The sequence below is a fragment of the Streptomyces sp. NPDC127108 genome, assembly GCF_042677545.1.
GTDB lineage: Bacteria > Actinomycetota > Actinomycetes > Streptomycetales > Streptomycetaceae > Streptomyces.
In genome coordinates this window covers 132,655-155,564 of record NZ_JBHXTE010000016.1, presented here as the reverse complement: position 1 = coordinate 155,564, position 22,910 = coordinate 132,655, and the positions used below count along the sequence as shown (strand labels likewise).

At 68.5% G+C, this 22,910-nt stretch carries 27 protein-coding genes and 1 pseudogene; 13 read left to right on the top strand and 15 right to left on the bottom strand.

Going from position 1 to position 22,910, the window contains the following annotated elements:
• Nucleotides 1-182 precede the first annotated feature (182 nt).
• The 5 genes from ACFVHO_RS15730 to ACFVHO_RS15710 form a co-directional block, all read right to left on the bottom strand.
• Complete coding sequence (locus ACFVHO_RS15730; RefSeq protein ID WP_385713846.1) at nucleotides 183-641, bottom strand: GNAT family N-acetyltransferase; 459 nt, start codon at nucleotides 639-641, stop codon at nucleotides 183-185.
• 163 nt (nucleotides 642-804) lie between these two features.
• Complete coding sequence (locus tag ACFVHO_RS15725) at nucleotides 805-1,191, bottom strand: hypothetical protein (RefSeq protein ID WP_385713844.1); 387 nt, start codon at nucleotides 1,189-1,191, stop codon at nucleotides 805-807.
• Between the two features lie 118 nt (nucleotides 1,192-1,309).
• Entirely contained in the window at nucleotides 1,310-2,101 is a 792-nt protein-coding gene (locus tag ACFVHO_RS15720) for a SigB/SigF/SigG family RNA polymerase sigma factor (protein WP_385713842.1), read from the bottom strand.
• 167 nt (nucleotides 2,102-2,268) lie between these two features.
• Nucleotides 2,269-2,934, bottom strand: coding sequence for an HAD family hydrolase (locus ACFVHO_RS15715; RefSeq protein WP_385713840.1), 666 nt, complete (start codon nucleotides 2,932-2,934; stop codon nucleotides 2,269-2,271).
• 390 nt (nucleotides 2,935-3,324) lie between these two features.
• Nucleotides 3,325-3,480: a DUF6131 family protein gene (locus ACFVHO_RS15710; RefSeq protein WP_385713838.1), complete on the bottom strand. Its 156-nt coding sequence runs from the start codon at nucleotides 3,478-3,480 to the stop codon at nucleotides 3,325-3,327.
• Between the two features lie 194 nt (nucleotides 3,481-3,674).
• On the opposite strand from ACFVHO_RS15710, the gene ACFVHO_RS15705 reads away from it, so the two are divergent.
• The gene (locus ACFVHO_RS15705; protein WP_385713837.1) at nucleotides 3,675-4,088 is read left to right on the top strand and encodes a hypothetical protein; all 414 of its coding nucleotides are present in this window, start codon (nucleotides 3,675-3,677) and stop codon (nucleotides 4,086-4,088) included.
• Nucleotides 4,089-4,172: 84 nt separating this feature from the next.
• Nucleotides 4,173-4,862, top strand: a complete 690-nt coding sequence (locus tag ACFVHO_RS15700; protein ID WP_385713836.1) for a DUF6766 family protein — start codon at nucleotides 4,173-4,175, stop codon at nucleotides 4,860-4,862.
• Here ACFVHO_RS15700 and ACFVHO_RS15695 read toward each other — a convergent pair.
• Nucleotides 4,832-6,115, bottom strand: coding sequence for a cytochrome P450 (locus ACFVHO_RS15695; RefSeq protein ID WP_385713834.1), 1,284 nt, complete (start codon nucleotides 6,113-6,115; stop codon nucleotides 4,832-4,834). The genes ACFVHO_RS15700 and ACFVHO_RS15695 overlap by 31 nt on opposite strands.
• A 1,022-nt stretch (nucleotides 6,116-7,137) precedes the next feature.
• Between ACFVHO_RS15695 and ACFVHO_RS15690 the strand changes: the two genes are divergently transcribed.
• The gene (locus ACFVHO_RS15690) at nucleotides 7,138-7,557 is read left to right on the top strand and encodes a CBS domain-containing protein (RefSeq protein WP_385713832.1); all 420 of its coding nucleotides are present in this window, start codon (nucleotides 7,138-7,140) and stop codon (nucleotides 7,555-7,557) included.
• Nucleotides 7,558-7,626: 69 nt separating this feature from the next.
• On the top strand, nucleotides 7,627-8,187 hold the full coding sequence (locus tag ACFVHO_RS15685) for a hemerythrin domain-containing protein (RefSeq protein ID WP_385713831.1): 561 nt from the start codon (nucleotides 7,627-7,629) through the stop codon (nucleotides 8,185-8,187).
• 121 nt (nucleotides 8,188-8,308) lie between these two features.
• Here ACFVHO_RS15685 and ACFVHO_RS15680 read toward each other — a convergent pair whose 3' ends face one another.
• Nucleotides 8,309-8,551 carry a DUF6479 family protein gene (locus tag ACFVHO_RS15680; RefSeq protein ID WP_385713830.1) on the bottom strand — a complete coding sequence of 81 codons (243 nt, stop codon included), beginning with the start codon at nucleotides 8,549-8,551 and terminating at the stop codon, nucleotides 8,309-8,311.
• Nucleotides 8,552-8,713: 162 nt separating this feature from the next.
• On the opposite strand from ACFVHO_RS15680, the gene ACFVHO_RS15675 reads away from it, so the two are divergent.
• From ACFVHO_RS15675 to ACFVHO_RS15665, 3 genes are all read left to right on the top strand, one after another.
• On the top strand, nucleotides 8,714-8,941 hold the full coding sequence (locus tag ACFVHO_RS15675; RefSeq protein WP_385713829.1) for a DUF5133 domain-containing protein: 228 nt from the start codon (nucleotides 8,714-8,716) through the stop codon (nucleotides 8,939-8,941).
• A gap of 117 nt (nucleotides 8,942-9,058) precedes the next feature.
• On the top strand, nucleotides 9,059-9,460 hold the full coding sequence (locus ACFVHO_RS15670; RefSeq protein ID WP_385713827.1) for a VOC family protein: 402 nt from the start codon (nucleotides 9,059-9,061) through the stop codon (nucleotides 9,458-9,460).
• A gap of 9 nt (nucleotides 9,461-9,469) precedes the next feature.
• Nucleotides 9,470-10,003, top strand: a complete 534-nt coding sequence (locus ACFVHO_RS15665; RefSeq protein WP_385713825.1) for a DUF6328 family protein — start codon at nucleotides 9,470-9,472, stop codon at nucleotides 10,001-10,003.
• 105 nt (nucleotides 10,004-10,108) lie between these two features.
• On the opposite strand, the gene ACFVHO_RS15660 is transcribed toward ACFVHO_RS15665, so the two are convergent.
• The 3 genes and pseudogenes from ACFVHO_RS15660 to ACFVHO_RS15650 form a co-directional block, all read right to left on the bottom strand.
• Nucleotides 10,109-10,552: a DUF2267 domain-containing protein gene (locus tag ACFVHO_RS15660; protein WP_385713823.1), complete on the bottom strand. Its 444-nt coding sequence runs from the start codon at nucleotides 10,550-10,552 to the stop codon at nucleotides 10,109-10,111.
• 70 nt (nucleotides 10,553-10,622) lie between these two features.
• Nucleotides 10,623-11,017, bottom strand: a pseudogene (locus ACFVHO_RS15655) (DUF2267 domain-containing protein).
• A gap of 103 nt (nucleotides 11,018-11,120) precedes the next feature.
• Nucleotides 11,121-11,552: an Hsp20/alpha crystallin family protein gene (locus tag ACFVHO_RS15650; protein WP_385713821.1), complete on the bottom strand. Its 432-nt coding sequence runs from the start codon at nucleotides 11,550-11,552 to the stop codon at nucleotides 11,121-11,123.
• Between the two features lie 128 nt (nucleotides 11,553-11,680).
• On the opposite strand from ACFVHO_RS15650, the gene ACFVHO_RS15645 reads away from it, so the two are divergent.
• The 5 genes from ACFVHO_RS15645 to ACFVHO_RS15625 all read left to right on the top strand — a co-directional run bounded on the left by ACFVHO_RS15645 (nucleotide 11,681) and on the right by ACFVHO_RS15625 (nucleotide 17,293).
• A complete protein-coding gene (locus ACFVHO_RS15645; RefSeq protein WP_385713819.1) occupies nucleotides 11,681-12,310 on the top strand; it encodes a type III effector protein in 630 nt (209 codons plus the stop codon).
• Between the two features lie 375 nt (nucleotides 12,311-12,685).
• Nucleotides 12,686-14,152, top strand: a complete 1,467-nt coding sequence (locus ACFVHO_RS15640; RefSeq protein WP_385713817.1) for an aminotransferase class I/II-fold pyridoxal phosphate-dependent enzyme — start codon at nucleotides 12,686-12,688, stop codon at nucleotides 14,150-14,152.
• A gap of 674 nt (nucleotides 14,153-14,826) precedes the next feature.
• Nucleotides 14,827-15,783: a TIGR03557 family F420-dependent LLM class oxidoreductase gene (locus ACFVHO_RS15635; protein ID WP_385713815.1), complete on the top strand. Its 957-nt coding sequence runs from the start codon at nucleotides 14,827-14,829 to the stop codon at nucleotides 15,781-15,783.
• 471 nt (nucleotides 15,784-16,254) lie between these two features.
• On the top strand, nucleotides 16,255-16,686 hold the full coding sequence (locus ACFVHO_RS15630) for a flavodoxin family protein (RefSeq protein WP_385713814.1): 432 nt from the start codon (nucleotides 16,255-16,257) through the stop codon (nucleotides 16,684-16,686).
• Between the two features lie 40 nt (nucleotides 16,687-16,726).
• The gene (locus tag ACFVHO_RS15625; protein WP_385713812.1) at nucleotides 16,727-17,293 is read left to right on the top strand and encodes a type 1 glutamine amidotransferase domain-containing protein; all 567 of its coding nucleotides are present in this window, start codon (nucleotides 16,727-16,729) and stop codon (nucleotides 17,291-17,293) included.
• Nucleotides 17,294-18,278: 985 nt separating this feature from the next.
• Here the strand turns inward: ACFVHO_RS15625 and ACFVHO_RS15620 are convergent.
• On the bottom strand, nucleotides 18,279-18,425 hold the full coding sequence (locus tag ACFVHO_RS15620; protein WP_385713810.1) for a hypothetical protein: 147 nt from the start codon (nucleotides 18,423-18,425) through the stop codon (nucleotides 18,279-18,281).
• A 13-nt stretch (nucleotides 18,426-18,438) separates the two neighbouring features.
• On the opposite strand from ACFVHO_RS15620, the gene ACFVHO_RS15615 reads away from it, so the two are divergent.
• A complete protein-coding gene (locus tag ACFVHO_RS15615; protein WP_385713809.1) occupies nucleotides 18,439-18,618 on the top strand; it encodes a hypothetical protein in 180 nt (59 codons plus the stop codon).
• 265 nt (nucleotides 18,619-18,883) lie between these two features.
• Here the strand turns inward: ACFVHO_RS15615 and ACFVHO_RS15610 are convergent, their stop codons facing one another.
• The 4 genes from ACFVHO_RS15610 to ACFVHO_RS15595 form a co-directional block, all read right to left on the bottom strand.
• On the bottom strand, nucleotides 18,884-20,071 hold the full coding sequence (locus ACFVHO_RS15610) for a serine hydrolase domain-containing protein (RefSeq protein WP_385713807.1): 1,188 nt from the start codon (nucleotides 20,069-20,071) through the stop codon (nucleotides 18,884-18,886).
• 20 nt (nucleotides 20,072-20,091) lie between these two features.
• Nucleotides 20,092-20,898: a DUF6545 domain-containing protein gene (locus ACFVHO_RS15605; protein ID WP_385713806.1), complete on the bottom strand. Its 807-nt coding sequence runs from the start codon at nucleotides 20,896-20,898 to the stop codon at nucleotides 20,092-20,094.
• Between the two features lie 166 nt (nucleotides 20,899-21,064).
• Nucleotides 21,065-21,403, bottom strand: a complete 339-nt coding sequence (locus ACFVHO_RS15600) for a hypothetical protein (RefSeq protein ID WP_385713804.1) — start codon at nucleotides 21,401-21,403, stop codon at nucleotides 21,065-21,067.
• 507 nt (nucleotides 21,404-21,910) lie between these two features.
• The gene (locus tag ACFVHO_RS15595) at nucleotides 21,911-22,336 is read right to left on the bottom strand and encodes a helix-turn-helix domain-containing protein (protein WP_385713802.1); all 426 of its coding nucleotides are present in this window, start codon (nucleotides 22,334-22,336) and stop codon (nucleotides 21,911-21,913) included.
• Nucleotides 22,337-22,910: the final 574 nt, after the last annotated feature.

Sequence of the window (22,910 nt, the reverse complement as noted above, 5' to 3'; positions counted from 1 at the left end):
CGAGGTGAGTCGACAGGTGGTCCATGGGGTTCCGCGGCGGTTGCGGACCAGGGCGTCGCCGCCGCGATCCCCGAGCGGCGCGACCGAGCCGCCGACCGCGGACGACGCGGAACCCTCGGCGGCCGGCCACCCGCCTTCGACACCGGATCAGCCGATACTGGATCAGCGAACCGGCTCGCTGATCATTTGTCACGCACGGCCAACGCCGGCGGGCGCACCATGAACACGTCCACCGGATCCGCGGTCTCGCGTGTGAATCCGAGCCGCTCGTACAGTCGCTGGGCCCGACTGCCTTGCAGCACGTTCAGCCGGACGACGGTGCCCTCGCGGTCACACCGCTCCAGCAGCTCACGCAGCATGGCAGTACCGATGCCGCTGCCCTGCAGGTGGGGAGCCAGGTAAAAGTGCTCCAGCCAGTGGGCGTCCTCGCCGGGCCGCAGCGACACGCAGCCGGCGAACAGGCCATCCACCTCGATCACCCAGGTGTGCGCCGGAGCGAACCCATCCCGCAGCCGCTGCCGCACTCGCTGCTCGTCGTAGCGCCCGAGCCGCTCCAGATCCGCCCGCAGCGCCACGGCCCGCAGCTCGGCCACCGGCTCGACGTCCGCTGTCGAAGCCGGCCGGATCTCCCAGTCCCCCATGATCGCCAGGCTACCGCGCCAAGCTCTTCCCGCTCTCGCCTGCACGACTCGGCTGCCTGATCCATTGCCGGACAGGCCCTGCCGCCGTGCCCCGGTCCTCGCGCACGTTGAGTCACCGCCACCATGCGTGCGTGCGACCTCGGCGGTGCCGCGTCGCCCGGCCTCAGTGCTGCTCCGTCGCCAGCCAGGCCGCGAGACCCAGCATGGCCACGCCCGTCAGGCCGTCCAACAAGCGCCGGGCACGCCGGGCGAGGAGCGGAACCGCCACGCCCTCGGCGCCGCGTGGCAGGAACTGCGGCAGGAACACGGTGAACAGGATGAGCGCTTTCGGGTTCGTAGCCGCCACAAGGAACTCCTGCCAGGCCAGCCGCCACGACGAGCGAACGGGGCGGCTGCCGGTCGCATCGGCGGTCCGACCGACCTCTGCTTCATCGGCGTTCCGAGCGGCCTCTGCTTCGGCGCCCCCGCGGCCCGCCGCGACCGCCGCCACCATCAACGCGAAATGCGGTGAAACGGCCGAGGGAGGCGCTGACAGCGGGAGCCAGGCCATGCCGGAGCCCATTGCGCAGCGTCAGAAGCTGATTCGCTCCGGGTGTGGCGGCCGGCAGCAGGGCCGAGGGAACGAACGTCGTCCACTCCACACCGGTGGTCACGACGCTGCGAGCGCGTCAGGCGGCTCGCCGGTGCGATGGGCCGTCGGCGTAGCTGCGGACCTGTGCGCAGCTGCGGGTGATCAGGCGGGACACGTGCATCTGGGAGATGCCCATCCGCTCGGCGATGTGGGACTGGGTCATGTCCTCGAAGAAGCGGAGGTACAGGATGGTGCGCTCGCGGTCGGGGAGGTTCCTCAGGCCGTCCTTGGCGGCTTCGCGGTCGAGGGCGAGGTCGTAGCCGAGCTCGTCCTCGCCGAGGGTGTCGGACAGGCTGAACCCGTCGTCGGACGTGCCGACCTCGGCGTCCAGGGACAGTGCGCTGTAGCTCTCCAGGGCCTCCAGGCCGGTACGGACGTCGTCGAGGGTCAGCCCGGCTCCCGCGGCGATCTCCTCGATGCCGGGTTCGGTGGTGTGGCAGGGCCGGTCCATCAGTTCGCGGCGTGTGCTGCGGACCTTGTTGCGCAGGTCCTGCACGCGCCGGGGGACGTGCAGGTCCCAGGAGTGGTCGCGGAAGTGGCGGCGCAGTTCGCCGGTGATGGTCGGCACGGCGTACGGCTCGAAGGGGCCGCGCTCGGGCTCGTACCGGTCGACGGCTTTGACCAGGCCCACTGCCGCGACCTGGCGCAGGTCCTCCTGGTTCTCTCCCTTGTTGCGGAAGCGTCCTGCGATGCGGTGGGCCATCGGCAGCCAGGCCTCGACCAGCTCCGTGCTCAACAGGTCGTGTTCCGGGCCCGACGAGGTCCTCGCCAGTCGTGCGAAGGTCTGCTGGGTATCAGGGGCGTCGTCGTGCCTGTGGCGAGTAGCCATCAGGGGGTCCTCCTCAAGACGTGCTGTCAACGAGGTGACCGCGAGAAGCGCGTGGACCGGTGTCCGGGCACACTGCTCCCCGCAGCTGCGCCTGTGGTCCCAAGCACTCCATTCCGCTTGCCCTGCCTTGACGCGAGCAAACAGTGCGGGTTCGGACTGCGGATATCTCAGCCCCGCCCGAACGCGCTGCTGTCGAGGTTCCTCAGCAGGTCGGCCGTGTCGCTGTAGATCTCCTGAGCTCCTGCCTCCTCCAGTTCCGCTCGGCACACTCCGCCGCTCAGTACGGCGACGGGAAGGACGCCCGCGCGTCGCCCCGCCCGCATGTCCCAGACCGAGTCGCCGACGAAGACGCTGCCCCGGGCCCGCGCTCCCACCAGGTCCAGGGCGTGGTGAATCGGGTCGGGGGCCGGTTTGCCCGTGTCCACGTCGTCGGCGCTCGCGGTCTCGCTGATCGCCTCGTCCGCGTCGATCGCCGCCTTGAGCGCCGTGAGTTCGGGGCCGCTCGCCGAGGTGGCGAGTACGACGGGCCAGCCGTCCGCGTGCAGCCGCAGCAGCAGGTCGCGAGCGCCGTCGAAGGGGGTGAGGCGCTCGTGCCAGGTGCCGTAGAGCGCTTTGTGGACGGTGCTGATGGCGGAGTCCTCGTCCCGGTCCCGGCCCTTGCCGAGGAGGTGCTCCAGGAGGTCGGTGGAGCCGAGGCCGATGGCGCCGTGCACCGACGTCATGGAGACAGGATGTCCTGCCTGGCGCAACGCCTCCCACCAGCAGACGGTGTGCAGGTGGTTGGTGTCCACGAGAGTGCCGTCCACGTCGAAGACGGCAGCGCGTTCACGCACGGTGTGTCTCCTTGCAGCTGTGTGTCGTAGTCGGCCGGGGATGCGGCAGTGCACGGGCACTCTGTCGCCGGCGGGGGGGGAGAGAGCCCGGGTGCAGGGCCCGCGTGCCGCGGCGGAGCAGGCCCGGTCGACGACCGCCCGGCCGGACGACCGCCTGGAGCGGGAGCGCGGTGTCGTCGTGCAGCGCTCACCACGCTGGGGGGCATGGGTGCCCGTGCCGATACCGGGTCGTACGCCGTGGTCGGCGACGCGAGCCGTCTCGGCCGCCGCGCCCAGCTTCTCGAATTATCGAAATCACGCAGTACCTGCTCGGAAAGCAGCCGAATACTTCCGTGGCGGTCCGGGTGCCCCTGACCGCCATGGTGAATCACTTCGCCATGCCGCTTTACGTCACCAGTAGTGCCGTCGGCCGCGGAAAGCGTGGCCCATACCGCCGAGAATCCACAGCACGGCGCCGACCGCTACCAGGATGATCCCGATGGTCCACAGAATGCCGATGCCGGCCACCAAACCGATGATCAGCAGGATTACGCCGAGAACAATCATGACGCCTCCTAGTAACCAGAAGGCCCCTCATACCAGTTTCCTCCCGCACGTGTACTCCGTGCAAACTCCGGCGAGCGGGAGCTCGGCACTCGGCAGTGGTGAGCCTCAGAGATATGAGGGCCAGGCGTGTCGAACGCGGAGATGGCCTCTCCCACACAGGATGATCACGCAGAGTCTCGTCGCCGGGAGGCAGGGTGAGATGTGACCGCGGAAGCTGGATCCTGGCATCTGCTCTGGCCCTGGCCTGTGCCATGAGCGGTTGCGGCGCGGTCGATGCGCGGCGAGAGGCCGCCCGAGCCGTGGTGACCCGCTTCGAGCAGGCCGTCCGCGAAGGCGATGCCGCTTCGCTGTGCGGGGCTCTGGCGCCGGGCCCTCGAGAGGAGCTGGAGCTCTCCCGGCAGGCGTCGTGCGCTGATTCCGTGCTGGGTGAAGACCTGCCCTACGGAGGCGCCGGTCGACACGTCGATGTCCACGGCCGACAAGCCCGCGTCGTGCTGGAGAAGGACACCGTGTTCCTCTCGCAGTTTCCCGATGGCTGGAAGGTCGTGGCTGCGGGCTGCAGGCCCCAGGGAGATCGGCCGTACCAGTGCTCGATGAAGGGGAGTTGATCCCGTGCGGATCATGTTCGTGATCTGCCTGGGCGTGGTTGTGCTGGGCATCGCGTATTTCACCACGGTGGGAGCGTTGCAGCGATGACATCGAAGGTGCGGACCTTCGTGCGGGAGAACGGTCTGTCGCTGGCCTTCGGCACCGCTTTCCTGCTCGCCCTGGCCGGACAAGCCTTTGCCGGGCATGCCGAGTTCAACAGTGAGCTCAGGGTGGACGGCCTGGCTCCGATCGGCCTGGCCGACTATCTGGCGACCTCGGATTTCGCTGTCGACGTCACCGAGAACTGGCAGTCGGAGTACCTCCAGTTCTTCTTGTTCATCTTCGGCACGGTGTGGCTGCTGCAACGCGGCTCACCGGAGTCCAAGGAGATGGACCGAGCGGGCACCGAGACCGACAAGCAACAGCGGATCGGACGCTACGCGCGATCGGACTCGCCCCGTTGGGCCAGCGCGGGGGGCTGGCGCCAGAGTGTGTACTCGCGCTCCCTAGGTGTGTTGATGGCCGGGCTGTTTCTGCTGTCCTGGATCGCACAGTCGGTGGCCGGAGCCGCCGCTTACAACGAACAACGCCTGCGGCAGTTGCAGCAGCCGATCGGATGGGGCGAGTACGTCCTGGGCGCCGACTTCTGGAGCCGCAGCCTGCAGAACTGGCAGTCCGAGCTGCTCGCCGTGGCATCGATGGCCATCTTCTCCGTCCATCTGCGCCAACGGGGCTCGCCCGAATCGAAGCCGGTCGGATCGCCTCACAAGTCCACCGGCGTGGAAGGCGGCTGAACCTTGTCCGGATCGACCACGTCCGAGAGGACCATCCCGCTGCGCGGCCGCGTGGGGATGCGGCGCAGCGGGATGGTCAGGTCCTGGGCGGGCACTTCGTAGGACAGCCGGGCGAGGCTCGGGACGAGCGTGGCGAGGAGAGCCAGCGTCACGTCCTCGCCCGGGCAGCGGTGCCCGGTGGCGGGGTCGCCGCCGCCCTGCGGGACGAGCGCGTCGCGGTCCGGCAACCGGCCCAGGAAGCGGTCCGGGTCGAAGGAGTACGGGGCGGGCCACACCTTCTCGTCGTGGTTGAGACCGTAGAGGTCGAGCAGCACCATCGTCCCGGCTGGCACTCGCCGGCCCCGCCACTGCGCCTCGTCGGTGGAAAGGCCCGCGACGAACGGCGCGAAGGGATAGAACCGGCGTACCTCCTGAGCGAACGCCATGGCCTCTTCGGCGCCGCCCGCCGCGAGGCGTCGGCGGTGCTCGGGCCAGCGGTGCAGGGCGTGCGCGGCGAAGGTGACGAACCAACTGACGGCTACGGTCGGCCGGATGACATTGAGGACTTCCACGGCGGCCGTGTGCGGGTCGAGCAGGGTGCCGTCCGAGTCCCGGTGGCGGGCCACCACGGAGAGCGCGGTCGGGGCGCCGTCCGGGTGCGCGGTTGCCGACACCGGGGTGCGTTCCCGCTCGGCCCGCACGAGGTCGGCGACGCGTGCTTCCTGGCGTTTGCGGGCGCGGCGGGCCCGGAAGTGCCGGGGGCCCGCGGTGGCGAAGCCATCGACCATCGCCACCAGGTCGTCGGCTGTCCGCCGAACGACGTCCGCCTCATCCGGTAGCGCCACTCCGGCCCAGGCGCAGACGGATCGGGTCAAGACCTCGGAGGCTTCGTCGAACACCACTACCTGGTCCCTGTCCGCCCAGTCAGCCGCCGTACTGTCCCACTCCGCCGCAGCTCGCTCGGCCAGGCTGCGTACCGCACCGGGGTCCTTGAGCGCGGACAGGAACATCGCCTTGCGGGTGCGGTGGGACTCCCCGTCGAGGGTGTGCACGGCGCCGCGGCCGAAGAGGGTGTCGAGGAGGGCGCTCGGCAGGGCGTCCTGTCGTACGACGTTTCGCTCGTCGTAGAACCAGCGCACCGCTTCCCTGCCGTGGAGGGCGAGGGCACGTCGGCCGGCCAGTCGGGTCCACAGAGGGTCGCCTCGGCTGCGCCGCCGCAGGTCCGGCAGCCAGGCATAGCCCTGGACGAGGAGGGGGAGGGTGCTGTCGATCATCAGATCTGTCCTTCCGGTGCCCCGTGGGGAGTCGGAGCCGGGCGAGTACCCCTTGAGCGACGCCACAGTCCGCGGACCGGCGCTCGTCCCCGCCACCCGTTCCACGCGGCCTTGCGCCCGTGAGCCACGTCGCAACGCCGTGTTCAGCGACCAGGGAGGGGCGTCTGCCCGGCGGAATGGTTTCTCTCCAGGAGGGGTGGGGACCCGTACGGGCGACCGGCGGGGATCCCGCCAGGGTCACGAGCAGAGGATCACCAGAAGAGGTGTATGCACCATGGAGCCCGCGTTGGCACGTGTGATCGACCGTACATCGCAGGAGGACCGGTTCCGCTGTGAGCAGGAGCCGAAGGCGACCGCCCGCGCGGGTGACGGGCCGTTCGCTCATGGGCCGTGCGTGGCCACGGATCAGTCGGATCCGGAAGCGCACATCATCCGCAGCGTCAACTGAAGAATCACTCGCAGCGGCAACGGAGGAAACCCCTATGGAAAGGCCGTGTTCGGCATGATCGCCGCGCGCGCCGTGGACGAAGCCCATGCGCTTGCGCTCGTCGATCGGCAAGGGCCTCGGCGATGGAGGGGATCTCGTCCGGCAGCCCTGGGACGGCACCAGGGGCTACCGGTCCTCCCTGCCGCCCCTGCCACGACTCGCTGCGCGCGCCTCGTGGCCTTGTCGCTGTTTCTGTCGCCGCCCTTCAGCTCGCAGCCGTTCGTCGCCCAGCGCGATGCCGTCAGCCTCCCTCTTGCGGCCGAGCAGCCGCGTGAGTGCTGACTTCAGCCAACCCATGCGTTGCCACCTGTTCCTTTCGGCCGACCAGGTCGGTTCGGTCGGCGTGTGTAGCCCCCGGGTGCCCGAGCGGGGGCCTTCTACACGCGGGTCTCCTGACCCGGGACTCCTGCCGAAGTCCGCTCGTGCCGTCAGGCCCTCTGGCGGGCGGAGCCGGGCATTCCGATGGTGCGAATGGAGCACATCGCCCCGGGTACCCGGGGCGCGGAACCTGGCGAAAGAGGACGAAGGAGGACGCATGGCTCAGCACGTACGCGACATCATGACGGGCGCACCGGCGGCCGTCGAACCGCTCACTTCCGTACGGGATGTGGCCCGACTCATGCGCGATCAAGACCTCGGGGCCGTCCTGGTGATGGAGGGGGACGAACTTCGTGGGCTGGTCAGCGATCGGGACCTGGTGGTCCGGGTGCTCGGCGAAGGCGCCGACCCGGACAGGACAACGGTCGTCAGCGTGTGCAGCGAGGAAGTCGTCACCGTCGGCTCGGACGAGCGTCTGGGTCTGGTCGTGGAACGAATGCGTGAGCATTCGATCCGCAGGGTTCCGGTGGTCGACGGCGGCAAGGTGGTGGGAATTGTCGCCCTCGGTGACCTGGCCATGGAACGGGACCCGGAGTCGGCGCTGGCAGACATCAGCGCGGCGCGCCCCAACCGGTAGCGACCGGGTCGGCAAGCGCATCACACCGGACAGTGACAGCGAAACAGTGACACCGAAGGGAGCCCTGCCATGGGGCACGGCGGAAACGTGATCATGGAACTCACCATCGACCACCACGAGGTCGAAGAGTTCTTCGCGAAGATCGAATCTCAGCCGGTCGGCGACGAGCAGCGCCGGAAGCTGGCCGACGAACTGACCATCGAGCTGGTGCGCCACTCCGTCGCCGAGGAAGTCCATCTGTACCCGGCGGTGCGCGAGCATGTTCCGGGCGGGGACGAGATCGCGGACAAGGAGATCGCGGACCACGCGAGGGTGGAACAGCTCCTCAAGGACCTGGAAGGCCTCGATGCGACGGACCCGGACTTCGACCACTTGGTGGCCCGGTTGAAACTCGAAGTAAGCGAGCACGTCCGCGACGAGGAGGCCCGGCTTTTCCCGCTGCTCGTCGCGGCCTGGACCCCGGAGGGCCTGGACGAACTGGGAGACAAGGTCCGCTCCGCGAAAAACACGGCCCCCACGCGTCCGCACCCCGCCGGACCGTCCACGCCGCCCGGCAACAAACTGCTGGGCCCTGGCCTGGGACTGGTGGATCGGGCCCGCGACCTGCTCACCGGCCGCGGCAAGAGCTGACGACGGGCCTCGCGAGGCCCAGCTCGTGCAGTTCGTGCGGCCGATGTCGCGTTCGGCGGCGGCGCCACGAACGTCGGTGCCGTCGCGGAGGCGCTCACGCCCTGCCGCTCATGACCTCTGGTCAGCGCTGGGGGTTTCCCTGGTCGGGGTCGTCGTCGGGGGTCTGCCAGGTGTCACCGCGCTGAGTCTCTGCGCCGGGTGGCCTGCCGCCGTGGGCGGGTGTGCTGCGGGTGCGGCGGGCGGCGCGGCGGCGGCCTGCGACGAACATGGCGAGGAGGCCGAGGACCACGACGACGCCGACGACGATGAGGGCCAGCGAGGCGCCGCCGGAGGCAGCCAGGACGGTATGACTCTGTGGGTGCATTGAGGTGGTGTACCCGAAAGCCGGCGGAAATCGCAGAGCCAGACAGGTGAGAATCCCGGAGCCGGACATCGCCCCCTCGCACCGGGGGCGTGCGCGCGCGAAGTGGGGGTACAGGGGTGGCGGCACAGTTCGACGCCGTGCGAGACAATCGAAGGAGTCACCATGCTGATGGCGCACCCCGCTGTTCTGGCCAACCTCGTCGAGCAGTACGACACCCTGCGTGTCCTGCAGGCGGAGAACGGTACCGAAGACGTGCGGAACCGCATGGACGACATCGCCTACACGCTGTGCGTGAGTACCGGCACCCGGGACATCGACGTGGCCCTCATTGCGGCGCGGCACCGGCTGCCGGGGGCGAACGTCGATGACGACTCCCTGCTCGCCTTCTGAGGTGGGCTTGCACCGAGCGGATGTCCGGCGCGGTGCGATCGGGCCACGGCGTTTGCGCGCGGTTCCGGTTTGTCGGGTGCCGCCTCGGACACTCGATGCACGAGCGAAGGAGGCGGCATGGGACTGATCACCGAGGGCACGATCGTGCTTGACTGCTCGAATCCGGAGGAACTCGCCCAGTTCTACCTGAAGTTGCTCAACGCCGAGCCATGCCCGGACACCAGTGGCAGCCGCACCGACATCCAGGCGCCCAGCGGGCTGCGCATGGGGTTCCGTCTGGATCTGAACGCCACCCCGCCCAGCTGGCCCAGGCCCGAGGGTTCGCTCCAGGCCCATGTCGACTTCCTCGTCGACTCCGGCGACCTCGATGAGGTCGAACGCCACATCGTGGGCCTGGGCGGTACTCCGATCGACGCGTCGGGCCGTGGCGGGCCCACGGAGGCACGTCTGTTCTCGGATCCGGCAGGCCACTCCTTCACGGTCCGTGCGTCCCAGCGGCACGGGCCGAAGGTCGACTGACCCCGAGTCATGGGAGAAACACGGCGGGAGCTGTGGCCTCGGGGTGGTCGCCGTGAGTCCGTCGAACAGCGAGCAGATCGCATGTGGGTGGACCTCGTCCAGGAGATGCGGGTAGCCCTCACCGGGGTGCAGATCCTCTTCGGGTTCCTGCTCACCGTGGTCTTCACCTCACGTTTCCCGGATCTGTCCGCCACCGACCGCACGATCTACGTGACCACGGTCCTGCTCGGCTCGGCCTCGACCGGCGCACTGATCGGGCCGGTCGCGTTCCACCGGCTGGTCAGCGGGCGGCGGATAAAACCGCAGGCGGTGCGCTGGGCATCTCGTCTCACCATGGTCGGGCTCGTCCTGCTCCTCTGCACGCTGACCTCGGCGCTCCTGCTGGTTCTGCGGGTGGCGATGCATGACGGGCTCGTACCGGTCCTCGTCGGGATCATCCTCTTCTGGTACGTGCTGTGCTGGTTCCTGTTGCCCCTCTGGGCCAGAGGTCGCTATACACGGGCCGAGACGGACGACCGTGACGTGTCGGCGCCTCGTTCATGACCCGGGGTGGCATCCGCGTGCGCTCGAAACTGCTCAACGACGCCCGTCGCGGTACGGGCCTCGGGAAGCGCGGCGCGGGCTTCTGCGATGACTCCGCGTGCCCGCTCAGGAGGCCGGGGCGAGTTCGGCGCGGCCGAACAGCAGGGCGTAGCCGTTGGGAAGCTGGTCCAGGATGCGGGTGATCAGGTCGGCGGAGGCATGTGCTGTGACGGCGGCGAAGACGGAGCCGGTGTCCCAGCGGGTGGTGGCCAGGGAGGCGCCGGAGCGGGCGGCGAGGTCCTTGACGAAGGCCCAGCCGGTCAGCGGCTGGGGGTCGGGGATCTGCGCGGTCAGGACGCGTGCGGCCTCCAGGGGCAGGCAGGCGGCCAGATCGACGCGTTCGTCGCCGGTCAGCTGACGCCCGAGCCCTCCCAGGACGAGCCGGACGGCTTCCTCGACCCTCTCCCGGGTGGGATAGGCGCCCTCATAGCGGACCTTCTCCAGCATCTGCTCGTACGCCGTCCCGTACGGCTGCTGGGGCTCTTGAGGTGCGCGTACGTCGGTGATCACTGCGGTGCATGCCTTTCATCGGAGCCGGGACGGGGGGCGCCCAGGGGTGTGGCACCACCCCAGGTCTTGGTCAGGTGGGTTGTGGACGGCCGAAGAGGAGGTCGTAGCCGGCGGGGAGTTGGAGCAGGATCTGCCCCATCAGGTCGTCGCCGGCGGTGTCGGCGACCGTGGACAAGACGGCGCTGACGTCCCAGGTCGCGGTCTGCTCGGTGGCGCCTTCGATCCAGGCCGCGGTCGCGCGGACGAACCGTTCGGGGGGCAGCGGTTCGGCGCTCTGCAGCGGGTTGAGCAGGATCAGGGCGAAGCCCTCCGGCAGGCGTGCGGCGAGCTTGGCCCGGACCTCGCCGACCAGGTGCGCGCCGAGCAGGGCGAGGACACGCGGGCCGCCCGCTCCGCTTCCTGCACGGTCTCGTACTCACCGCGTTCTCTCACATGGTCGAGGAACGCTTCGCGTCGCAGAGTCATCTCGGCCGCCCCTTTCCTGTTCGGACTGTCCAGGGGTGCGGAGGACGGGGGGATGAGGGGGAGATCGGGTGCCTGTCCTCCGCACCCGTTCGGCCGGCCGCTGTCAGCCGGAGATCTCCCTGCGGTCGGCGCCGACGCCGATGGAGATCTTGCGGGGCTTGGCGCGCTCGGCGATCGGGATGCGCAGGGTGAGCACGCCCGCGTCGTAGTCGGCCTTGATGTGCTCGGTGTCGAGGGTGTCGGCGAGCACGATCTGGCGGGAGAAGACGCCCAGCGGCCGCTCGGACAGCTCCATCTGTACTTCGTCGGCCTTCGCCACCGGGCGCCGCTCGGCCTTGACGGTGAGCATGTTCCGCTCCACATCGACGTCGATCGCGTCCGCAGCGACACCGGGGAGGTCGAAGGCCACCACGTACTCGTCGCCCTCGCGGTAGGCGTCCATCGGCATCGCCGACGGCTTCGACCAGGTGCCCGGGCCCATCAGCTGTTGCGCCAGGCGGTCCAGCTCACGGAAGGGATCAGTGCGCATCAACATCGTGAAACACCTCCAGCGGGTCGTAGGCAGTTGCTGCCAATGCGCTGCACTGACACCGTTGTAACATGTCATCCAATGGATGACAAACATGATGTCGTCGACGTGATGACACCGATGAGGGAGGTGCCGTGACCACAGCAGATCAGCCGTCCACCACCAGCACCGACGCCCACAGCCCGGCGTCGTTTCTCGCTGCCGCGGCGGCCCTGAACGCCATCAACGACGCCCTGCGCACAGCCCAGCACGAGACCCCTGGGGGCCCCGGCGCCGAGCCGGGTGCGGAGCAGGCCCTGGCCTCCCTGATGCTGCTGCGGCAGGTCCGCGAACAGCTCGCCGGATGGGAGACCGGTCTGATCGAAACCGCCCGTGACGCGGGCGCCAGCTGGGCCGACCTCGCCCAGCCCCTCGGCGTCACCAGCCGCCAGGCCGCCGAGCGCCGCTACCTGCGCGGCCGCCCCGGCCCCGCCGGAACCACCGGCGAACAGCGCGTCACCGCCACCCGCCAGGCCCGGGCCACCAAGCGCACCACCGCCACCTGGGCCCGCCACAACGCCGCCGATCTGCGCCGCCTCGCGGGCCAGATCACCGCCCTCACCGACCTGCCCGCCGCCGCCCGCCGCCCGCTCAGCGACCTGCACGCTGCTCTCGCCCACAACGATCCCGCCGACCTCATCGCCCCGCTGACCGCGACTCGCCCTCACCTGGCCGCCACCCACCCCGACCTCGCCGCCCAACTCGACCGCCTCGCACCCCCCTGACCCCGCGCGGCGCGGGGCTGGCGAGTCGGGGGGGGCAGAGGGCAGAGGCTCCGGTTCGTGCCGGGTCCGCCCCCGGCGGCCACCAGTGACGGAGGCCTTGCGGTCACGAGTAACTGAGGCTTCCCGGAGTGCTGGAACTTCCATGGGCGCACCCTCGGCCGAAAGCGCCTGCTCGAACCGGCGAGTCCATGTGAGCTGCCAGCGCTCGAAGTGCCCCGCCTCGGCCCGAGCACGCTCGCGCGTACAGGGTGGGCATCGTGCCGAAGGGGGTCGGGCCTTGTCCGCTCTGCCTGCGGTGGCGTCGGATCCCGTCAGGGGGGCGATGGCGGCTCGGCCGTCTGTTAAGGGTGCTGGGAGCTGGGGAACCCAGTCGGTATGTCGCTGGACCATTCGCGAGCCCCCGTGCTGGAAGCTGTCGACGCCTACCGTCGGCGGGGCATGCTGTCGTTCTCGCCGCCGGGGCACAAGCAGGGACGGGGAGTGGACCCTGCCGTCCGGCTCGTGCTGGGGGAGTCGGTCTTCGAGCACGATCTGCTGGCGACAGGCGGTCTGGACGACCGGCGGCTGCGGGGCGGCTACCTTCAGGAAGCCGAGCAACTGATGGCCGATGCCGTCCACGCCGAGCACACGTTCTTCACCACGTGCGGAAGTTCCCTATCGGTCAAGGCGGCCATGCTGGCGGTGGCGGGCCCGGAACAGCAGTTGTTGATCGGCCGGGACGCCCACAAATCGGTGGTGGCGGCGCTGATCCTGGCGGGGATCGAGCCCGTGTGGGTGGAGCCGCGCTGGGACGAGGAGCGCCATCTGGCTCACCCTCCCGCCGCGCGGGACTACGCGGATGCCTTCGCAGCTCACCCCGGCGCCAGGGGCGCTATGGTGACCAGCCCCACGCCGTACGGAAGCAGTGCGGACCTGCGTGGCATCGCCGAGGTGTGTCACGGGCGGGGCCGCCCGCTCATCGTGGACGAGGCATGGGGCGCCCATCTGCCCTTTCACTCGGACCTGCCCACGTGGGCCATGGACGCGGGCGCGGACGTCTGCGTGACGAGCATTCACAAAATGGGCAGTGGCCTGGAACAGGGGTCGGTCTTCCATCTGCAGGGAGACCTCGTCAAGGCCGAGGCACTGAAGAACCGGGCGGACCTCCTGGGAACCACGAGCCCTTCCGTGCTCATCTACGCGGCCCTGGACGGCTGGCGTCGGCAGATGGCGCTGAACGGCCATGCTCTGATCAGCCACGCGCTGAAGACCGCAGGTGAACTCCGCGCAGGCATCGAGGAGATCGAGGGCCTGCACGTCAACGATGGGCGTGACTTCTGCGGGCCCGGGCTTGCCGACGACTTCGACCCCCTCCCGGTCGTCGTGGACCTTTCCGCCCGCAACGTGTCGGGGTACCGGGTGGCGGACTGGCTGCGCGAGCGGCGTTCCATCAGCGTGCACCTGGCCGACCACCGGCGTATCAATGTCCAGATCACGCATGCCGACGGTCCCGCCACCACAAGGCCTCTGCTGGAGGCACTGCGCGCGGTCGTCCGCGCGTCGGCGGACTGGGACGAGGAGCCGCAGGTGGCGGTGCCCTCTGCAGCGGGGCTGCGGATGGAGCAGGCATGTCTGCCGCGCGACGCCTTCTTCGCCCGCACGGAAGACGTGCCGCTCAGCGCGGCTCCAGGTCGCGTCGCGGCGGAGATGGTGACGCCGTACCCGCCGGGCATTCCGGCGATCCTGCCCGGCGAACGGCTGACGGAGCCTGCCCTCGCCTACCTGCGGACTGGTGTGAAAGCCGGCATGAATCTGCCGGACGCCGCTGACCCCGAGTTCCGTACCGTCCGCGTGGTCAAGTGAACGTGGCACGTCAAGTCTTCCGGTCGTGACCTCACACATGGGAGCCAGGACATCAGCGAGGTGTGCTTCGGTGGGTGGGGGTCTCGTACTGCTCTGGGACTGCTTGCTCAGGCCGTAGCCGGGGCGTTTCACGAGGGCCGATCACGAGGAATGTGGTGGCCGGTGGCGGTGATCCAGGTATGCGGGGCCCCTGGCGGGGTCTGCTGTCGCCCCAGGACCCGCCGGGGCCCAGGCCGCGTCGGAGCCTCGGTTTCCGTAGGCAGGCCGTGGGAACCCGGCCCCCGCAGCAAGATCCTTACGGACATCGAAAGGAACGTCGGCATGATGGGACGAACGACCACGCCCGGGGTGGCATTCGGGCCCGGACGCGACCCTCCGCAAGGGGCCGCCTCCGGCCATGGTGGGACGGCGGCGCAGTCGCCCGCTCGGCGCCGAGCAGTGCCCGTACGCGGCCGTCGGGAGCAGCCTGCCGCAGCGCAAAGGTCATGACTTGTCGTCCGAGCTGGGGGTACTCGGGTTACTCCATCCCGCTCGTGTGGCGACCCTGATCGCGTGCGCGCAGGCTGATAGGGGCGGCGCGAGGGGCGTGCGGGGTACCACGAGACCCGCTTGAGGCCGCGAAAAGTCCGAGATCTTCGGCGTCGCGCGGGTCATGCAGCGAGGAGACGCAGGCGATGACACGTTTTGGCTATTTCTTGGCGAGCGAGGAGTTCACGCCCGCCGAGTTGCTGGAGCAGGCACGAGCCGCCGAACAGGCGGGATTCACCGGCTTGGCGATTTCGGACCACTTCCACCCGTGGACGGATGAGCAGGGGCAGAGTCCTTTTGTGTGGTCGATGATCGGTGCGCTCGCCCAGGTGACGTCACTGCCGGTGACGACGTTCGTGACCTGCCCCACCGTCCGTATGCATCCGGCGGTCAATGCTCAGGCAGTCGCTACCTCGGGTGTGCTCACCGGCGGCCGCTTCCGGTTCGGTGTGGGCAGCGGTGAGGCGCTCAACGAGCACATCCTGGGTGATGCGTGGCCGGCGGTGGACGTCCGTCTGGAGATGCTGGAGGAGGCCGTCCACATCGTCCGGATCCTGCAGAGCGGGGATGAGATCACGCACCGCGGCAAGCACTACACGGTGGAGAACGCCCGGCTGTACACCGTGCCGGACGAGCCCGTGCCGATCCACGTGTCCGGGTTCGGGCCCAAGGCCGCGGCGTTGGCCGGGCGGATCGGGGACGGGTTCGTGACGATGACGCCGGACACCGATCTGGTGGGGCAGTTCCGGCGTGCGGGAGGCGGGCAGAAGCCCGTGCTCGGGGGCGTGAAGGTGTGCTGGGGCACCGACCGTGACCAGGCGGTCAAGACGGCTCACCGGCTGTGGCCGACCCAGTTCCTGCCGGGGGAGCTGGGGCAGGTGCTGTCGGACCCGGCGCACTTCGAGCAGGCGGCGACGCTCGTGACCGAGGAGGCCGTCGCCGAGGGCATGGTGTGCGGCGACGACGTGGACGAGCACGTCGCAGCTGTCAAGGCGTACCCGGAGGCCGGGTTCGACGAGGTGTACGTCGGCCAGATCGGGCCCGACCAGCAGGGCTTCTTCGACTTCTACCGCAGTGAGGTCCTGCCGCGGCTGGCGGACTGATGTCGTCGACGACGGCACGGCCCCATGCCCCGGCGCCGCCGCGCGCCCCCGCCCGCATCCTTGCCCCGTACGGCGTCTACGCACCCCAGGCCGACGCGTGGCTGCTGCTGCACGCCCTGGGGGACGAGGACGTCGCGGGGCGCAGCGTGCTGGAGATCGGCACGGGCACGGGGGCGGCGGCCGTGAAGGCCGCACGGTGCGGGGCCCGCGTCACCGCCGCCGCCCTCGCCACGGTCAACCTGATGTCCCTGTTGGGCCTGCACCGTTCGTTGCGTGGCGCCCTGGCGGGCTGCTGCGCTACGAGCCGGAACTCGACACCGACGTCGCGTTCGGCGTGCGCGCCACCGTCCTTCTCGAGGACCGCCTCGCCGCGAGCCTGCTCGCCGCGTGGCACCAGGGGCGCAGTGCCCTGCGCACCCCGTTGCCCGACTGACCAGTCCCTCCCGCCCACGTTCAAGGAGAAGCCTTCTTATGCGCGCCCTTTCGCTGGTCTGTACGCTCAGCGCCTCGCCCGCCCCGTCCAGCAGCCAGTTGCTCTCGGGCCAAGTGGCAGCCGAGCTCGACAAGTTGGGGGTGGCGACCGAGACGGTCCGTGTCGCCGACCATGACGTCCGTCCCGGCATCGGGACGGACATGGGGGAGGGTGACGCCTGGCCGGCGTTGCGCGACAAGGTGCTCCAGGCCGACATCGTCCCGATCGCCACCCCGATCTGGCTGGGGCACCCCTCCAGTATCTGCCAGCGGGTCCTGGAACGGCTGAACGTCGATTCGTCGGAGACCGACGACCAAGGGCGCCCCCTCATGTACGGCAAGGTGGCCGTGGCCGACACGACGCACACACTCGCCGTCAACGCCGTCCACCTCGCTCAGCTCCTGAGGAACCATCCGTACCCGAGCGGCTGACCCGCAGCCGGCATCGCCATCGCACAGAAGGGCAACTCCCATGACAGGCCCACGACTCGAAGGCCGTAGCGTTCTGGCCCTCGTCACCAACTACGGCGTCGAACAGGACGAACTGTTCGTCCCGCTGCGGAAGTTGCGCGCGGCCGGTGCCGACGTCACCGTCGCCGCGGTCAGCACGGACCCCGTCCAGACGCTGCAAGGGGACAAGGACCCCGGGGAGAGCATGGACCCGGACGTCTCCCACGAAGCCCTCGGCGCCGCCCCGCACGACCTCCTGCTCATCCCCGGCGGCACGCTCAACGCCGACCACCTGCGCCTGGAGACGGCCGCCGTCGACACCGTGAAGGCCTTCGCCGCGAACGGCCGCCCGATCGCCGCCATCTGTCACGGGCCATGGGCGCTGGTCGAGGCCGACGTACTGCGGGGAAAGGTCCTCACCTCGTACCCGTCCCTGCGGACCGACATCACCAACGCCGGCGCCAAGAGCTGGGTGGACGAGGCCGTCGTCGTCGATCCGGACGGCGACTACCCGCTGATCACTTCCCGTACGCCGAAGGACCTCGACGCCTTCGTCCCGGCCATCTGCGAGCAGTTGGAAGGGAGTTGACGGCTCCGGGTCCCATTTCGGCCGGTGGACGGCGGGCCCGCCCCAGATGGTCCAGCCGTGGCAGTGCCACGCCAGAGGAGATCGCTGACTGGTTTTCCTGTCAAGTTCTGCGTGTTGAGCTGACGTGGCAACGCGGGCGCTCAGGCCGCACTTCCTCTGACGGGCGGACCGGTGCCCGAGTCACGCATGGGGAGCCTTCAGCGGGAGATATCGAGGTCGTCCTCGCCGACGAAGCAGTGCCCGCACACATCCGGTCGCTCGTCAGGCTGCTCGGTGAGAGCAACGTGAAGCTGGTCGACGGTAGCTGTCACTACGCGTGCTCCACGACCTAGCCCTGGTGTTCTAGGGCGGTGAATATGGGGCATGACGGTCTGGCAGCGAGTGTGCTGGTGGGGGCTTGCTCCGCGCGAGGCGGGCGCGGCGGTGGGCCTGTTGATGTGGGTGACGGCCGCGCACCCAGAGGGGTCCGGTCAAGCCTGGGGCGTCGTCGGGTCGGCGGCTGGGGTCGCCGCACTGGGGGTGGCACTGTGGCAGCTACGCACGCCAAGCACGCCCCGCCCCCCGGCAGTACCCCCCGCCTCCCCACCGCCGGGGACGATGGAGGCGGTGACTGGGGAGCGGGGGCGATTGTGGCGCGGAGGAGCGTGACCGGCTCCTCGACCCGCTACACCGCACCGACAGCCGCAGCAGGGCCACGCAGCACGGCGCCGGGAATAGCGGGCAGCTACGGCGCCATCGTCGTCGCGGGCGGGAATACCGACGACTCACACACCGAGTACAGGCCATGACGTGGAAACGCAGGAAACAGCCGCAGCCATCGATGAGACCCGCCGGACCGCACGGAAGTGACGGCGCGATCGTCGTCGGCGGCGACGTGACCGGCTCGTCGACGCGAACCGTCAAGGCGGAGCAAGCGTTCGTGCTCCCGCCCGAGGCGTACACCCCGATTCCCGCCGATGCTGCGGACGGCGGAGTCTCGAACATCTCACCCGGGCTGTTCGTCGGCCGCCTCGACGAACTGCACGCACTGGAGGAGGCGTTCGCCCGGCCCGGGAAGGCTGTTGTGCACGCGGTGCACGGACTGTGCGGGGTCGGCGAAACAGCTGATCGCCTCGGGGATCGAGCCGCGCAAGGTTCAGGCTCGTATGCGACACGCACACCTGGCCGAGACGCTGGACACGTACGGCTACCTGGTGTGGGAGGTGGACTGGGAGCACGCCCCTGCCTCGTTCGAAGAGCTGTACGGCACGCCGGCCCATCCAGGGCTGCCGGAAGCCGCGTTGGTGCCCAGGGCGGCACGGCAGCGGTACGGCCGGAGCGGTTGAGAGGATGGGGGTTGGGGTCATGATCGCCGAAGCACGTACATACGGTGCTGATGTCTCGAACGTTCAGAGGCAGTTGGCGTTCGGCTCATGTGCACGCGATGTGCCCGGGTGCGCGGCGTGCTGCCAATGCTTGCAGCTCACGCGGCATTTTGCGGCATATCGAATGTGTCCGTTGCGTACATTCCGACTCGTTTGCCCTCGCGGCACCAGCATGTGCACTCGCTGTGCACTGCCGGCGGCCGCGTGCACGTCCACCCGGCGATCGTCAGGCAGGTTTCCCCTCTTGACTCGCCACACCACTGGAAGGCTCGCGGGAACCCCGAAGGGATCCAGAAGGGTCCAGTGACCTGTAGGCGGCTTGTAGGAGCTCCTGGCCACGGGGGTCCGTGAGGCCGAGGTGGGTCATCTGGTTCATCACGTAGGCGATGGTCATGCGTGCGTTGAGGTCGTTGACGACCAGCGATCCCCCTCTTCCGCCCCAGTAGCAGGTGCGGAGACCGCCTGTACGGACCGGCGCGTCGTCCGAGCTCAGGGCGTAGCCGATACCAAAGCGCAGGGGGATACCGAGCACAAGATCGATACCGTGGGATTGCTCATCGAACACTGCGCGGCGAGTGGCTTCGGAGAGAAGGGGCGCTTGGGAGGCATGGCCGCTGGAGGTGAGTACCGATTGCACAGCGGCCACAGAGCGTGCGTTTCCGTAGCCCGCTGCGGCCGGGATCTCGGCGCGGTGCCACTGAGTGCTCCAAGTGTCCTGGGCCGTCACGTATGCGCCGACGGGGATGGTTACCCGTGGGTTGGCAGCAGGAGCGGGCCCGGATGCGGGGATGACCTCGGAGACACGCTGATCGTCTTCAGGTGCGAGGCCGATGTGGAAATCGGCGTCCAGCGGGGCAGCGAGCTGCTCTGCGAAGAACGTGCCGATTGACTGCCGGCAGATACGGCGAACAACCTCGCCGAGCAGAAATCCATGGGTGAAGCGATGGTAGCCGGACGCTGTGCCAGGTTGCCAACGGGGCGACTGGCGTGCCAGCAAGGTGGTGGATTTCTCCCAATCGCACAGGTCGTCGAGTGTCATCGGCTGATCCCAGTCGGGGAGCCCGGCGGTGTGGCTGAGCAGGTGCCGGATCTCGATGCGGTTCTTTCCTGCGACGCCGAACTCGGGCCAGTATTTCGTGACCGGTGCGAACAGATCGAGTTCGTTACGGTCGGCGAGAACGAGAGCGCACAGTGCGGTCATCGTCTTCGTGGTGGACCACACGTTGGTGATGGTGTCACGCTGCCATGGTTGGGTACGTTCTCGGTCGGCGTACCCACCCCAGAGGTCGACAACAGGTTCGCCGTCGAGGTAGATCGCCACAGAGGCACCGACGTCCGCTCCGCTGTGCAGAGAGCCCGCGAAGGTCTCCCGTACTGCGCTGAACTGGTCGCTGCAGATGCCGTGAATTTCCATGTCGGACGAGATCTCCGGTCTCAGTGTTTCTCGATTGAGTGACTCAGGTGAGCGGCGATTCGGCGGATCTGGGGTGAAGCATCCGCCTTGGCCACCTTGCGCAGGAACTCGATTTCGCCGGGCAAGTCCGTACCCCCGAGGACCGGCGCGGTCAGATCGCCGCGTAGTGGGGGTGTGCCTTCAGCCTTCATGCGTCGGGGGATGCGTAACCAACAGGCGGTCACACGGGCGTCCTCCTCGGCGGGCGGCGCGCCTTCGCGTTCCAGGCGGATCCGGACCTCGGTCAGTATCGCGTGGGGGATGTGGGCACGTAGATCGAGAATCGCGTCACGAATCTCGATCACTGTCCGATAGAGGCGCAGGTCCAGCGGGCCGGAATGCTGCAGGAGAGCAAGGCTGCGTTGGCGGGTCTGCGCCAAGCTGACGTCGGGCACCGCGTTGACCAAGTCTCGCCATAACGGCCACAGTTGCCATAGGGTCCGTACCCGCCTGAGCGCGACGGCCGCTGAGGCCCCCAGGGGCACGCAGATCGCGCTCGCCCTTGAGAAGGCATAACAGCCCGGCAGAAGTGGAGTGATCGGAGGAATCCAGGAGTGTCGAACACCGATGTATGCCGCACTGAGTAGCCAGTAGCTTCCGGCAAATGCTGCACTGAGCCCGAAGAGTCGTAATCCGATGAACCGTAGAGCCCGTACGTGTGACGGCCTCGCACTGCGAGGAGCACGAAGTCCAGCACAGCGGCAGAGGTGAGGACGCCGAACAGGTTCCGGGCCAAAGCGGTTAGGTGCGTGGGGCCGGTGGCTTGGTGCAAGAGCTCGGTGAACCATGGCAGATGGAGCGTGAGTGCAGCTGCGGCGCCTAAGACCGCCAGCCACAGCGGGCGTTGCTTGCTTGACCGCACGGCGGCCGGAGCTCGTAGTCCCAGCGCAACCCACATGCACGCGACGCCTGCGGTCTCCAAGTCTGTTCCGAAGCTCTGGAGTTGACTGAGCGTCATATCCGACTTTGAGCCTGAGTGATTCCCAAGGCCCCGCCCAGCGTCCCTTGTGCGGAGGGAAGTGGGGGAGTGGCGCGGTCGATCCGAGTGGCGATGATCAGGCTCGCCGTCATCTCGGCTTCTTGTTCCTGAATTTCGGAATATTCCGTACGCGCCAACATGTCTCGAACGAGTGCCGGATTCAGATCAGGAAACATCAATCGGGCGGTAGCTTCATCGAGAGGGGAACTGCTGCGGTGGCCACAAATTATGTGAGCCAGCTCATGTGCGATGATGTGTTCCTGATGAGGACGTGTAGTCTTGGCTTCGAAAATGATGAAGTCGGCTGAGTCCAAGGCTATCCAAAGTCCGCACGGTTGCGCGGCCCGCATGGCGACCGGGGCCAAATGGAGCGGACGGCCGCGCTGCTCGCTCAGAAGAGCACATAACTCGGCAATGTCGCATGATGCGGGAAGTGTCAACGCGGCCAGTCGGGCTTCACAACTACGGCGCAGGCGCGCAAGATTGCGATGGTGGCTGTGTCTCATCATCGGCGACACCAGGCACGCCTACTCAACGAGGGAAGATGAGGGGGCGTGGGCGGAGACGGCGCGCTCTCTGCCGGCGCAGAGGAATCCCTCAACCGGAACCCTCTTCTTCGGCTCCGAGGGCGGACCATGCGGTACTGGTTCAGCATTCTTCCCTCCTTTCTCTCGTGGTTATTAAGTTGTGGCCGCGTAGGCGCCTGGAGCTGCGGGGCCGGATCCGTCGACTCGGCGGAGGCGGCGAATCAGGGATTCTGGTCTGCGTGCGGGCTCGTGGGCAACCTGGTCAGCTTCTTCCGTCTGCGCGGCACGCATGCGTCACTCCTCCACAGGGGGTAGTCCCTGCAGCCTTCTCACCTGATCGAGCATGGCTGTGATCGCATCAAGGCTGTCCTGTTGCAGGCCCATCGCTCGTAGGGCGACTCCGCGGACACCTGCTTGACCCAGCATCTCCAACCCTACGAGCTGGGCGTTCACTCGCTCCGCGTGGTCAGGGTCTACGAAGTAGGCCGGCGAAACGCCGAAGAACTCCGCGAGCGCTGACAGGAGTTCCTGTGAGGGGTGTGTGCGCGAGCCGTTTCGCAGCGCTGATAGATAGCTCCCGCTGACGCGTATGTGAGGGTGCCTCTTCTTGATCGCGTCGGCAACCTCGTTGTTTGTCCACCGCCTCCCCTGGGGGCGGCTTCTGGAAAACAGGCTGTCCAGGCATGTGGCAAGTTTCGACTGCTCTGACGCCCCAGTCATGCTGCCCTCCTGTGGCCGTATGTGTCCCTGCCCCCAAGCGTCCCCGTGCGACGGGCAGTTGAACTCTACTACGCCTTGTCATCTGATAGTTGACGATCCTCTGCGGGCGTGGAAGCATGCCAAGAAATCGACCAGTGGGCGAATTGCGGTGCATATTTCAACTATTGGTGGATGATCTGGTGGAGGCTGGACGGTTCTTCGGTCGCTGTGTGACCCGGACCTCTTGACGCCTCTGTGCGTCAAGTGCTGTGAGCGAGGTGACTGCGCTGATTGCGTTCCATGCCCGCCCAGGAGTCATGCCGCCCGGATTCGACTTCGCCTCGGTGGCCCGGCTCGTCACCGCGATCAGCAAGAGGCGTGTCGGGGCGCAGGTTCTCCGTTCCCGGCCGGGTGGTGCCGCTCCCTCCGGGCGGCCCGTTGGTGTCGAGGTGGCACACGCGAGGCGCGAGGACGTCATGGCGTCGGCCCGCACGGACTGCCGGGGCCGCATGACAGCGCGCAGCGAACGCGCCGTGTGCTTCATCCTGATAGGCCGTGCCAGCGCTCTGCGGCAGACCGGGCGGGATCTCGTGAT